We start from the raw sequence: 12,318 nt of genomic DNA, 5'->3' as shown, positions 1-12,318 counted from the left end.
CCTGTAAAACGGGCCGGTTGCGTCATTAACATGAGAATTGATATCATTACAGTACAACCGGGGTTGCTGGAAAGTCCCTTTTCGCATTCAATACTGAAGCGGGCACAGACAAAAGGACTCCTGGAAGTGCATACACATAATCTGCGGGATTATTCCATGCTCAAGCATAATCAGGTAGACGACTACCAGTTTGGAGGGGGAGCAGGTATGGTAATGATGCTGGAGCCAGTGGTAAATGCCATTGAGAGTCTGCAGGCGAAGGTTAAATATGACGAGGTGATCTATCTGACACCAGATGGAGAAACGCTGAACCAGCGGATTGCGAATCAGTTATCTCTGAAAGGGAACCTGCTGCTTTTATGCGGTCATTATAAGGGAATTGACGAGCGCATCCGTATTCACTTTGTTACAAAGGAGATCTCGATAGGGGATTATGTACTATCTGGCGGGGAACTGGCAGCAGCTGTGCTGGTAGATGCCATTGGCAGACTGATACCCGGTGTACTTAACGACGAGACATCTGCTTTGCTGGATTCATTCCAGGACAACCTGCTGGCGCCTCCTGTATATACCAGGCCGGAAGAATTCAGAGGATGGCGGGTGCCTGATGTACTGTTAAGCGGGGATCACAAGAAAATTGACAACTGGCGGCATGACCAGGCGCTGGAGCGCACAAAGGAACGTCGTCCGGATTTGTTATAAAGTAAGGCTGATAGTCAGCCGTTTGAAAAATTATTCTTTAATAAAAGGAGCTGTTATTTGGAAGTTGTGAATTTCTCAGTTACCTTTGCAGTCCGATAAATATTTGAAAGATGAACGCTATTTCTTTTGTTCACGAGCAACTGACAGGTAAGAAATCCTACCCGAAGTTTAAAGCCGGTGACAACGTCACTGTTAACTATAAAATTGTTGAAGGTAACAAGGAAAGAATCCAGTCCTTCAAAGGTGATGTTTTGAAAGTACAGGGTACTGGTGCTACTGTATCCTTTACAGTAAGAAAAATTTCTGATGGTGTTGGTGTAGAAAGGGTATTCCCTCTGTTCTCTCCTCACATCGATGGTATCATCCTGAACAAGGTTGGTAAAGTAAGAAGGGCTAAACTGTTCTACCTGCGCGAACGTGCTGGTAAAGCTGCCCGTATCAAAGAGAAAAGGGTTTAGTATAAATACAGGGAAATTAGTGATAACGGGGACCGTTCCGGTTCCCGTTTTTTTTCATTTCTATGGAAACCGGATGCCACGTAGAGGAAAACTCTTAAAATAGAATTAAAACTTTGCAGGTCACTCCAGGCATGCCTAAATCCCGAATATATTTACCTATCTTTGTTTGCTTAACGTTTAAAACTGAGAAAATGACTGCCGTTATCGTTAAATCACCACTTTTATTATTCCAGGAATTAGGTATGACAGAATTACTTTTGATCGCTTTGGTTGTATTGCTGTTGTTTGGTGGTAAGAAAATTCCAGAACTGATGCGTGGCCTTGGTAAAGGTATCCGTGAGTTCAACGACGCAAAGAATAATGTGCGTAAAGAGATCGAAGATGGTATGAAAGATCAGCCAGCTACGACTGACCACAAGAATGCCTAATTAATTCCTGCCTGCAGGAAATTGGAATTTCTCGTTTCTTTGATTCAAACGTGAATAGTGGGATAGTGTGCCTGTGAAGGGGATTGCATCAATCACTGTATTAGCTGCTATATACCAGTATGCCAACTGAACCATATCCGGTTCCCGGCTTTCAAGTTTGACCTGAGCAATTATTTTATAAGAAATTAACTGGTTTGGCTTTGTCTGAATTCAGCAGTATATCGGCTTTTCAAGAAGCATTATACGCCGGCAGAACAACCTGTACGGAGATGGTACGGTATTACCTGTACCAGATTGAACAGACAAAACACCTGAATGCCTTTCTGGAAGTTTTTGAAGAAGAAGCCCTATCAAAAGCGCATGCACTGGATACCCGTATTAAAAACGGAGAGCCTGTGGGAGCGCTTGCGGGCATTGTGATAGGCATTAAGGATGTTATCTGTTATAAAGGACATAAAGTAAGCGCTGCTTCTCGCATACTGGAGGGATTTACTTCCCTGTACTCTGCTACAGCTGTAGAAAGGTTGCTGGCAGAAGATGCTATTATCATTGGCAATCTCAATTGTGATGAATTCGCAATGGGATCTACCAATGAGAATTCGGCATATGGGCCGGTGTTGAACGCATTAGACAATACCCGTGTACCGGGTGGGTCATCTGGCGGTTCGGCAGTGGCAGTGCAGGCAGATCTTTGTATGGTGAGCCTGGGTAGTGATACAGGAGGGTCTGTAAGACAACCGGCTGATTTCTGCGGTATTGTGGGATTAAAACCAACTTATGGCCGTATATCCCGCTACGGACTCATCGCCTATGCCTCATCTTTTGATCAGATAGGTATTTTTGGCAGGAATATTGCAGATGTGGCAAGGGTTCTGCAGGTGATAGCAGGGCCTGATGGATATGATAGTACAGCTTCCAAAGAAGAAGTACCTGATTATCAGATCTTACACAATAAATCCTGGAAATTAGCGTATTTAAAAGACGCGTTGTTTCACCCCGGCCTCGATGAGGAAATGAAGAATGGATATACCACCTTTTTCGAAGAACTTAGATCTGCAGGGGATTCAGTTACAGCAGCCGATTTCGCTTATCTCGATTATGTAGTGCCAGCATATTATGTGCTTACAACCGCAGAAGCTTCATCTAACCTTTCCCGGTTTGATGGAGTGAAATACGGACACAGAACTTCTCTTAAAAACCTGGAACTGGCCGACTTTTATAAGAAAAGCAGGTCTGAGGGTTTTGGAAAAGAGGTAAAACGGCGTATATTACTAGGGACTTTTGTACTTAGTGCGGGGTATTACGATGCATACTTCACTAAGGCACAACAGGTTAGAAGACTGGTGGTAGATAAATTGTCAGAGATCTTATCCCAGTATGATGCGATAATTATGCCAACAGTGCCTTCAACGGCATTCAAAATAGGTGAAAAAGCGGACGATCCAATAGCCATGTACCTGGCAGATATTTACACGGTACTGGCAAATTTAGCGGGGGTACCGGCAATTTCCGTACCTTTGCAGCGGCATTCAAACGGAATGCCATATGGTGTACAGATCATCACAAAGCAATTTAGCGAAGCAAACCTGTTAAGCATTGCGGAACATGTAATGCAATTACGGAGGGTTACTCCTGTTTAAAATAAATATGTGTATGAGGAAAATCTTTTTACTACTGCTGTTGCCAACTTTGGGTGCAGGGACTTTTGAAGCGATTGGTGGCAATGGTGTACCTAAAGAGATGGTTACTCCCTATGGAGGACCGGATACTACGGTACTGAACCACAAGATACGTTTACCGAAAGATACAGTTATTGTTCCTTCGGAAACGTCGCAGACTGTGCGCAAGAATGCCCAGAGTCTCCCGTCCAGCATCAGCAGCCCCAAGGTCTATGAACAGATCAACAACAACATTGTAGCTGGTTACATCAATAACTTTGCCAGCAGATACAGTCAGCATCTGCAGGTAATGGTATCCAAAGGCCAGCCTTACTTTGTGATGGTAGAGAAAATCTTCAGGGAGCACGGTATTCCTGAGGAAATGAAATATCTCGCCGTAATCGAATCCAGCTTTAATACCAACGCCCGTTCCCGTGTAGGAGCCGTAGGAGCCTGGCAGTTTATGTCTGGTACCGCGCGTATCTTCGGTCTCAGTGTGGGTAAAAAAGTGGACGAAAGAAAAGACTTCTATAAGTCTACTGTGGCAGCTGCCAAGTTCCTGAATGAACTGTACAACCAGTTCGGCGATTGGTTACTGGTAGTAGCAGCTTACAATTGCGGTCCCGGTGGCGTACAACGCGCTATGAACGCCAGCGGCCGTACAGATTTCTGGGGTATGCAATACTTCCTGCCCGCAGAATCCCGCAATCACGTTTACAAATTCATCGCTACCGGTTATATCCTCGATAGGTTCAATAACTTCTTCGGTGTTGGCGATGATATGAATAATACCGTGGTGAATGCAGCTCCAACCGCAGGCGTTTCTTATGCGACTACCGAACTGACAGAAGAAGAAATGTTCAATACAGTAGAGTTCAATATCTCCGGCAAATACCGCCTGGATGCTATTGCAAAGAAACTGGATATGGAACTGCCAGAACTGGAGCACCTGAATCCGGATTTCGCCAAAATGATGGCAAGTGCGGAAAACAGTTACGACCTGAGAATACCTAAAGAGAAAATGAAGGAATTCCAGGCTGAAAAAGAAGATATCCTGAAGGAATCCTTACAGATGATGCTGGATGATAAGGCAACTGCTGTTGACAAATCACGCTTCCCGGCACCAGCTAAATTAGCTGCACCAGCTGAAGCCAGGACTAAAAAGACCGTAACTGCTTCCAGAACTAAATCTACCAAATCCGTTAAAACAACGGCAAAAGGTAAAACCAAAGCAGCTACCGCTAAGAAGAAAACAGTGGCGAAGAAAACAACTGCTAAGAAGCCGGTGACTAAAAAAACGACTTTAAAGAAGACGTCTCTTCGTTAGACATAACTCATCAAAAAGAAAAAAGCCTGATCATTTGATCAGGCTTTTTCTTTTTTTATTACTTTTGCATTTAGATAATTGTCTAAATATATAATTATGAATACCGTGTTTAAGGCCTTAAATGATAAAACAAGGCGGGATATCCTGGAGCTCTTAAAAGAAGGGGATAAGACCGCTGGGGAGATTGCCGACCACTTCAACTTTTCCAAACCTACTATCTCACATCACCTGGACCTGCTCCGACAGGCCGAACTGATTGTGAGCGAAAAACAGGGGCAGTTCATTTCTTACTCCCTGAACACTACCGTAGTGGATGAGCTGTTGAAATGGGTACTGCAGTTTTCTTCGAATGCTGATAAAAAAGTTCAAAACAAAAACCTGAATTATGAAGGCTAACAACATTGAAAAAGAAATCCCTTTTATACTATTGTTTTTAATGCCCTGGGTAGTATACCTGTTACTCCGGGAGCAATTGCCAGCATTGATCGCTTCACATTATACCGTGGATAGCGGGAAATGGATAGCTGACAGACATGCTTCTCCTTTGGGATTGATGGCTGGATTGTCTGTCTGCGCCATAGTAGTATATCTTGTCATGTCTTTACCAGCAGTGCTGAAGGCCGGCCGGCCGAAAATGAGTGCTGGTATGAGACAGTGGCTGTATTATTTCAAACTGGTTATAATCGCCTTTATGTTGTTGCTGCCAACATATTCGTTACTAGCTGCCGGGCATCAGTTGCCAGACCTTTCCGATGCCAGGATTGCCAATATTTCTATGATCCTGCTGCTGGTCACGCTTAATGCCTTTCTGTACCTCCTCTTTTCACGGGTGATCGGTAATATGCCTAAACCAATATCCGAGAAGTATTATAAGATCATTTGGGTGAGCACGCATGTGGTGACCAGTGCAGGGCCGCTGCTGGTGATTCTTGCATCTCAGGGCATCCATGCGGAAAGACTGATACCCGAGCTGATAACGCTTTTTATCGCCATATGCGGAAATCTGCTTTATAATGTTCGTCCTAACCGGTTTATGGGGATCAGAACACCCTGGACGTTACGTAACGAAGAAGTGTGGAGGAAGACTCATCATGTAGGTGGCATATGGTGCTTTGCTGCAGGTATTACCGGGTTTATTATCTGTATTTTTGCCCCTGAAAGTACGCTTCGCTTTATACTGTCCGCTGTATTAATATTGATCAGCGTAGTCTGCATCGGTTATTCTTATTGGCTGTACCGTAAGATCGTTATACATTGATATAAATACGAAAGCCGTCAAATGTTGACGGCTTTCGTATTTATATCAAGTATAATGCATTATCCTATCTGGCTGGCATGTAAGCGGCTTTCTTCTACCTTTTTCACTATATCGAGCAAAGGACCTGTCATAAATGTTGTGGCCAACGCCATTAACACCAGCATAGCAAAGATTTCGGGAGAAAGGATGCCCAGATCATAGCCGATATTCAGTACCACCAGCTCCATCAATCCACGGGTATTCATTAGTGCACCTATTCCAAGGGAATCAGTCCAGGATTGTCCCATCAGTTTAGCGGTCAACATGCTACCTCCCAGTTTACCACCTACAGCGGCGAGCATAATTAAACCAAAAACGGCCCAGAGGTGCCCCTGTCCCAACAGACCAATCTGGGTACGCAATCCGGTGAAAACAAAGAAAATTGGCAACAGCAACATTACGCTTACATCTTCCAGTTTATCTGTGAGCAGCTTTTGAACGGACACTTCGGCGGGCATGATCACACCTGCCAGGAAAGCTCCGAACAGCGCGTGAATGCCGATCACTTCTGCTGCCCAGGCAGAAAATAACAGTGTCATAAAGGCCACTGCTACAACTGATTTTTGCTTATTGGCAGCTTGTAGTTTCAGGATCTTTTTATTCAGCCATGGTTTCAGTACATATAACATAGCGCCAAGGAACATAACAGCCATAATCATAGTAAGTACAGCGCTCCATAGGCTGGCAGCCTTTACGATGGCAATAACAACAGCAAGAATACACCAGGCAGTCACATCATCGGCAGCAGCACAGGTAATGGCCAGTAATCCCAGCGGTGTACCGCTTAGTTTTCTCTCCTGGACAATACGTGCCAGTACGGGAAATGCTGTTACACTCATGGCTATACCCATGAATAATGCGAAAGAAAGGAAGTGCACATTGACAGGTGAAAATTGCGGATAGATATGGTATGCGAGTAGTACACCAAGGAAAAATGGGAATACAATACTGGCATGACTGATCATTACCGCATCGTGAGCCTTGTTTTTCATTTTGTGTGTATCCAGCTCCATGCCTACTATGAACATGAAGAAAGCTAATCCTATCTGACTGAGGAATTGCAGGTTCTTAAAACCCTCTGTAGGAAAAATGAAGGCACTTCCATTAGGCCAGATCATGCCAAATAAAGAAGGGCCCAGGCAGATTCCAGCTACTATTTCACCAACAACAGATGGTTGCCCGATCTTATTGGCCAGCCAACCAAACAACCTGGCAGTGAGTAATATTAATATAATCTGCAACAACAGCAATGCTAAAGGATGTTGTACATTATGCACAAGCGATGTCCATACACCTTCTGCTGAAGCCGCAGTAGCCGGCGTTGCAGCAACTACAACCTTATTTGTCTGAGAAGTCGGATCTATTGTCAGATGGTTACCTTGTCTTATAATGAACCAGATAAGGCATCCAAAAAAGCCGATAATCAGCGGGTAAAGCAACAGTCTCTTGTTCATAATTAATATCGGTTGGTTTGCAGGAAAGATAATAATAATATCCGGGAGCGTCACACTAACGTAGTATTAAATTACCTTGAAAGTTACAACTATATAGCATCAGCTTGACAGAGGTTACGTATCTTGTTGACACTATGGATACAAGGAGAGACTTTATCAAAAAGGCCGCTTTATTGTCAGGTGGTACAGGACTGGCAGGCGTATTGCCCGCATCTATTCAACGGGCGCTGGCTATTGATCCCGCCGCAGGAAGCACCTACCTGGATGCGGAACATGTTGTATTACTCATGCAGGAAAACAGATCTTTCGATCATACCCTCGGTACGTTAAGAGGAATACGTGGTTTTAATGATCCGCGTGCTATTACACTGCCTAATAAAAATCTTGTATGGCTGCAGTCAAATGCGGCAGGGGAGACTTACGCTCCCTTCCGTTTGGATATTAAAGATTCCAAAGTCACCTGGATGAGTTCTCTTCCGCACTCCTGGGAAAACCAGGTAGATGCCCGTAATGGTGGCAAGTATGATAAATGGCTGGATGTAAAACAATCCGGCAATAAAGAATATAAAGACCTGCCTCTGACAATGGGGTATTTCACAAGGGAAGACATTCCTTTCTATTATGCCCTTGCAGACGCATTCACTGTATGTGATCAGAATTTCTGTTCTTCCCTGACGGGTACAACTCCTAACAGGCTGTATTTCTGGACAGGCACTATCCGTGAAAAACAAAGTTCGGATGCAGCACCTAATGTGCGGAACTCAGAAGTGGATTATCCTGTTCCTGCCAGCTGGACCACCTTTCCTGAAAGACTGGAAGAGCATGGCATCAGCTGGAAAGTATATCAGAATGAATTGAGTGTAGGTGTAGGTTTCAATGGTGATGAAGATGCATGGCTGGCAAATTTCACCGACAATCCACTGGAATTCTTCTCGCAATACAGGCCTCAGTTCTCAATTGCTCACTATAAGCATTTACAGCGAAGTATTCCTCAGTTGACAGATGCTATAAAAACACTGGAAGGCAAGCTCTCAGCCGGGGCCGATACTGCCTCTCTCGGCAAGGAGCTGGAAGAGAAGCAGGCGCTGTTGAATAAGCTGAAGGAAGAGGAAGAAAAATGGCGTCCTGAAAAATTTAATCTGCTTTCCGAAAGAGAAAAGAACATACATAGAAAGGCATTTGTCACCAATGAAAAAGATCCGGATTATCATCAGTTGACTACACTTCAGTACCATGATGGCAATACCGAACGCACTATGAAGGTGCCTAAAGGTGATGTTCTTTATCAGTTCAGGGAAGATGTGAAAAAGGGAGAACTGCCTACCGTTTCCTGGCTCGTAGCGCCGGAGAATTTCTCCGATCACCCGGGAGCGCCGTGGTATGGTGCATGGTATGTTGCGGAAGTAATGGATATCCTGACACAGAATCCTGAGGTGTGGAAGAAAACAATCTTTATACTGGCGTATGATGAGAATGACGGCGACTTCGACCACGTACCGCCTTTTGTGCCGCCACACGGACCAGGCACCGGGCTTGCCTCTGACGGTATAGATACAAGTGTTGAATACGTAACCCGTGAACAGGAACTCCGAAAAAAAGGCATGGATGAAAACGATGTAAGAGCAAGTCCTATCGGTCTTGGCTACCGTGTACCATTGATCATCGCTTCTCCATGGAGCCGTGGAGGCATGGCTTGTTCGGAGGTATTTGACCATACATCAACATTACAATTCCTGGAACATTTCCTAAATCATAAGACTGGTAAGTCTGTCGTTGAACATAATATCAGTGAATGGCGTCGTGCGGTATGTGGCGACCTGACCTCCGTATTCCGTCCATACAATGGGGAGAAAATACCCCTGCCTGCGTTTGGCGACAAAGATGCTTTTATCGAAAGTATCCACAAGGCGCAATTCAAAGAAGTGCCTTCCGGCTTTAGAAAGCTGACAGCAGCAGAGATCGCAGCCATCAACCAGGATACTACGGCTCCTTATATGGCAAGACAGGAAGAAGGCATCCGTCCGGCATGCGCATTGCCATACGAGTTGTACGTAGATGGAAAATCTGGAAGTGACAGAAAATCTTTCGAAATAAAATTTACAGCTGGTACTGAGTTGGCTGGCAAGCAGTCTGCAGGTGTGCCATTTAATGTATATGCACCTGGTAAATACATCACTGAAGATAAAAGCGGTTTTGAAGCAGTAAGAACATGGGCTTACGCAGTGAAGGCAGGAGATAGTCTGACAGATAGCTGGCCTCTTGCTTCATTTGAAAATGGCTTGTATCATCTCCGGGTGTATGGCCCTAATGGATTTTATAGAGAATTCATGGGAAATGAAAATGATCCGCTGGTAGATGTGGTATGCGGATACGAACGGAAGGGCAAAGCATTTACCGGCAATGTTTCTTTACAATTGTACAATCCTGATAAGACACAGGCATATACTGTAGAGATCATTGATCATGCATATAAAAGCGGTAATCATAAAAAGGTGCTGACAGCAGGTGCAAAATCTTCAATAGTGCTCGATCTCCGCAAAAGCTTTGGTTGGTACGATTTCAGTGTGCGTATTGCTGGTAACAGAACATTTGAAAGAAGATACGCCGGACATGTGGAAAACGGGAAAACTACATTCAGTGATCCTGTAATGGGCAGAGTGAAGTTATAGCAGAACATTACCTTTGCGGGCGAAAACCACAAATACGTAAACATGGAATCAATAAAAGGTAAAAACGCACTGGTAACAGGTGCCGGAAAGGGAATAGGTAAAGCAGTAGCAAAACAACTGGCAGCAGAAGGAGTGAACCTGGCTTTGCTGGCGCGCACTGAAAAAGATCTGCAGGCGGTTGCTGATGAGTTAAAGGAAACGGGTGTAAAAGTGGTATATGCTGTTGCTGATGTGGCAGACAGAAAAGCAGTAGAAGCGGCTATAGCGAAAATGAGCGCAGCACTTGGCAGCATCGATATCCTGATCAACAATGCAGGTATCGGTAAGTTTGCAAAATTCCTGGAACTGGAACCGGAAGAATGGGAACAGGTGATAAAGGTGAACCTGTTTGGCGCTTATTATGTAATACGTGCGGTATTGCCAGGGATGTTGTCCCGTCAGAGCGGCGACATCGTGAATATATCTTCTACTGCGGGGCAGAAAGGCGCACCGGTAACCAGCGCCTACAGCGCATCTAAATTCGGACTAATTGGTATGTCTGAGTCATTGATGCAGGAAGTACGTAAATCCAATATCAGGGTAACGACATTAACGCCCAGTACAATTGCAACCGATATGGCAATAGAGCTGAAACTGACTGATGGTAATCCTGAAAAGGTGATGCAACCTGAAGATTTCGCGGAGCTGATCGTAATGCAGTTGAAACTGAACAGGCGAACATTTGTTAAGGAGGCCGGTTTATGATCTACCAATCCGTGAGTAATCTTATCATATTGTTTCGAAGGTCCCGCGTACTGCGGGACCTTTTTATTTTACATGGCTTGTAGTAGCTGTATCTGGTAGGCAACGGCCTGCGATTTCATCTTACGCAATATCAATGGCCATTGTACAGAGAAGAATGGTTGGAAGAGACCGGATATTTCATTCATGAAATAAATATCGGCGTCAGCAATATCCTTAGGATGGTTGCCAGACAATATCCGGCTGAACATAGCCAGCAGACTATTGCTGTCCTTATCACTGGACCAGGCAGTAAACCATACTTTTTCCTTGATATATACCGCACGCACCCACATATCGGAAATCCAGCCCTGTACACGATAATGATCGTGTTTATATTTATCTTCTATCAACGGTAGTGACTTGGCAACATTCTCTATATATTGCTGGCGGCTTTCTTCATCTTCCAAAAGGAGTACATCCTCGATCAGTTTATCCTGTGCTTCATTTATTGACATAGACTCTCGTTTTAAGGTGACAATATGAAATTAAGCATATATGCCGAGGATGAAGACTCCAAAACGGAAAATGTTTTTACGGTGACACTGACCAAAACATATAGATCAGTTATCCGGCTTCTCTCACTCTGCCAGCTTTTTCGCAATCTTACTAATCACTTTCAACCTGTCAATAATCACCAGCAACACAAACGCTCCACACAATACACCCAATGCGGCAAACACCAGATAAGTAAAATAATGTATCGTCCACTCCAATGCCATTCTCACTCTATGTATAAGACTGATCTTCTTTTCTGTCGCGCCTTCATACAAAGACAGCTTTACTGTACAGAATTCATTCTCTGTGTCGAAGTTGCCCAATTCTACACCTAGATCCTGTAGTTTACCTTCTGTCTCAAGTATCTTATCATGCAGTGCTACGAGGTCTGTAATAGGCCCTGGTTTTGACTTTAACTCATTGAGTGATTCCAGTGTCTTCAGCAGAGATGCTTTTTGTGCATTCAGCTGACGGTATTCATTCGTCTTATCAACTTTCGTGATCTGGGTAGCTTTGATCACACCTATTTTCTGCACAGCGAGATAAAAGGAATCAAATGCTTCTGGATTCACACCGATCATCAGATGTAATTCCCTGCTGCCTTTCAGGCCCAGTGCCTGTTCATATTGCACGATAGCTTTAAAGGATTCTGTCTGTGCAGTGATCTGTTTGCTGTCCTGCTCGAAGTGTGAGGATTTAGTCTTGACAGACGCTGTTTTCTCATATTTTTGACTGGGAGAAACAGCCATGTCAGGTTGGTGGCTGGCTGTACCCTGGAATTGTTGCATCTTTTCAGAAGCATAGTTTTTCCTGAGATTACTGATGCTTTCGAAGAAGTCATTGCTGTAGTCTCCTGACTGGCGACCATCAGGGGCAACATAACCATAAATGAACCTGAAAATAAACAGCACGAGGAAAACAAGGGTTGCCCAACGCACCAGTCCCCAGATGCGGGCTTTAAAACTTTTCATCATATAGGGTATAAATTATGTATGTAAGGTAAGGCAATTTTGGTGACGATAGTCGTATATTTAGTATATGCTATCC

At 44.2% G+C, this 12,318-nt stretch carries 12 protein-coding genes; 9 read left to right on the top strand and 3 right to left on the bottom strand.

The window, feature by feature from the left end; genetic code table 11:
• The first annotated feature begins 30 nt into the window (after window positions 1-30).
• The 7 genes from trmD to BLR32_RS18165 all read left to right on the top strand — a co-directional run bounded on the left by trmD (window position 31) and on the right by BLR32_RS18165 (window position 5,831).
• The gene (gene trmD / locus BLR32_RS18195) at window positions 31-702 is read left to right on the top strand and encodes a tRNA (guanosine(37)-N1)-methyltransferase TrmD (RefSeq protein WP_089834279.1); all 672 of its coding nucleotides are present in this window, start codon (window positions 31-33) and stop codon (window positions 700-702) included.
• Between the two features lie 110 nt (window positions 703-812).
• On the top strand, window positions 813-1,160 hold the full coding sequence (gene rplS, locus BLR32_RS18190; protein WP_089834278.1) for a 50S ribosomal protein L19: 348 nt from the start codon (window positions 813-815) through the stop codon (window positions 1,158-1,160).
• Between the two features lie 191 nt (window positions 1,161-1,351).
• Complete coding sequence (locus BLR32_RS18185; protein ID WP_089834277.1) at window positions 1,352-1,588, top strand: Sec-independent protein translocase subunit TatA/TatB; 237 nt, start codon at window positions 1,352-1,354, stop codon at window positions 1,586-1,588.
• 194 nt (window positions 1,589-1,782) lie between these two features.
• On the top strand, window positions 1,783-3,228 hold the full coding sequence (gene gatA, locus BLR32_RS18180; protein ID WP_317042837.1) for an Asp-tRNA(Asn)/Glu-tRNA(Gln) amidotransferase subunit GatA: 1,446 nt from the start codon (window positions 1,783-1,785) through the stop codon (window positions 3,226-3,228).
• Between the two features lie 13 nt (window positions 3,229-3,241).
• Window positions 3,242-4,573, top strand: a complete 1,332-nt coding sequence (locus tag BLR32_RS18175; protein WP_176842336.1) for a lytic transglycosylase domain-containing protein — start codon at window positions 3,242-3,244, stop codon at window positions 4,571-4,573.
• Window positions 4,574-4,669: 96 nt separating this feature from the next.
• Entirely contained in the window at window positions 4,670-4,969 is a 300-nt protein-coding gene (locus BLR32_RS18170; protein WP_089834274.1) for an autorepressor SdpR family transcription factor, read from the top strand.
• Window positions 4,959-5,831 (top strand): SdpI family protein, encoded by an 873-nt coding sequence (locus BLR32_RS18165; protein ID WP_089834273.1) that lies wholly within the window; start codon window positions 4,959-4,961, stop codon window positions 5,829-5,831. Before BLR32_RS18170 ends, BLR32_RS18165 begins: the two co-directional genes overlap by 11 nt.
• 59 nt (window positions 5,832-5,890) lie before the next feature.
• On the opposite strand, the gene BLR32_RS18160 is transcribed toward BLR32_RS18165, so the two are convergent.
• On the bottom strand, window positions 5,891-7,324 hold the full coding sequence (locus BLR32_RS18160; protein WP_089834272.1) for a cation:proton antiporter: 1,434 nt from the start codon (window positions 7,322-7,324) through the stop codon (window positions 5,891-5,893).
• Window positions 7,325-7,458: 134 nt separating this feature from the next.
• Here BLR32_RS18160 and BLR32_RS18155 point away from each other — a divergent pair, with 134 nt between their 5' ends.
• Together BLR32_RS18155 and BLR32_RS18150 are read left to right on the top strand one after the other, a co-directional pair.
• Entirely contained in the window at window positions 7,459-9,993 is a 2,535-nt protein-coding gene (locus BLR32_RS18155) for a phosphocholine-specific phospholipase C (protein WP_089834271.1), read from the top strand.
• Between the two features lie 42 nt (window positions 9,994-10,035).
• Window positions 10,036-10,737 (top strand): 3-ketoacyl-ACP reductase, encoded by a 702-nt coding sequence (locus tag BLR32_RS18150; RefSeq protein WP_089834270.1) that lies wholly within the window; start codon window positions 10,036-10,038, stop codon window positions 10,735-10,737.
• A 68-nt stretch (window positions 10,738-10,805) separates the two neighbouring features.
• On the opposite strand, the gene BLR32_RS18145 is transcribed toward BLR32_RS18150, so the two are convergent.
• Window positions 10,806-11,231, bottom strand: a complete 426-nt coding sequence (locus BLR32_RS18145) for a SufE family protein (RefSeq protein WP_089834269.1) — start codon at window positions 11,229-11,231, stop codon at window positions 10,806-10,808.
• 123 nt (window positions 11,232-11,354) lie between these two features.
• Entirely contained in the window at window positions 11,355-12,242 is an 888-nt protein-coding gene (locus tag BLR32_RS18140; RefSeq protein WP_089834654.1) for a DUF4349 domain-containing protein, read from the bottom strand.
• Between the last annotated feature and the right edge of the window lie 76 nt (window positions 12,243-12,318).

The sequence above is a fragment of the Chitinophaga filiformis genome (assembly GCF_900102545.1).
GTDB classification, from domain to species: Bacteria; Bacteroidota; Bacteroidia; order Chitinophagales; family Chitinophagaceae; genus Chitinophaga; species Chitinophaga filiformis.
Note: the sequence above shows the minus strand (reverse complement) of the source record. Positions and strands in the feature narration are given on the sequence as shown.

What these genes read in the sequence shown, in the direction of transcription:
- BLR32_RS18185 (WP_089834277.1), top strand. Translation starts at nt 1,352, where the DNA reads ATGACTGCCGTTATCGTTAAATCACCACTTTTATTATTCCAGGAATTA.
- BLR32_RS18140 (WP_089834654.1), bottom strand. Translation starts at nt 12,242, where the DNA reads ATGAAAAGTTTTAAAGCCCGCATCTGGGGACTGGTGCGTTGGGCAACC.
- BLR32_RS18165 (WP_089834273.1), top strand. Translation starts at nt 4,959, where the DNA reads ATGAAGGCTAACAACATTGAAAAAGAAATCCCTTTTATACTATTGTTT.
- BLR32_RS18160 (WP_089834272.1), bottom strand. Translation starts at nt 7,324, where the DNA reads ATGAACAAGAGACTGTTGCTTTACCCGCTGATTATCGGCTTTTTTGGA.
- BLR32_RS18155 (WP_089834271.1), top strand. Translation starts at nt 7,459, where the DNA reads ATGGATACAAGGAGAGACTTTATCAAAAAGGCCGCTTTATTGTCAGGT.
- BLR32_RS18175 (WP_176842336.1), top strand. Translation starts at nt 3,242, where the DNA reads ATGAGGAAAATCTTTTTACTACTGCTGTTGCCAACTTTGGGTGCAGGG.
- BLR32_RS18150 (WP_089834270.1), top strand. Translation starts at nt 10,036, where the DNA reads ATGGAATCAATAAAAGGTAAAAACGCACTGGTAACAGGTGCCGGAAAG.
- trmD (WP_089834279.1), top strand. Translation starts at nt 31, where the DNA reads ATGAGAATTGATATCATTACAGTACAACCGGGGTTGCTGGAAAGTCCC.
- BLR32_RS18170 (WP_089834274.1), top strand. Translation starts at nt 4,670, where the DNA reads ATGAATACCGTGTTTAAGGCCTTAAATGATAAAACAAGGCGGGATATC.
- rplS (WP_089834278.1), top strand. Translation starts at nt 813, where the DNA reads ATGAACGCTATTTCTTTTGTTCACGAGCAACTGACAGGTAAGAAATCC.
- BLR32_RS18145 (WP_089834269.1), bottom strand. Translation starts at nt 11,231, where the DNA reads ATGTCAATAAATGAAGCACAGGATAAACTGATCGAGGATGTACTCCTT.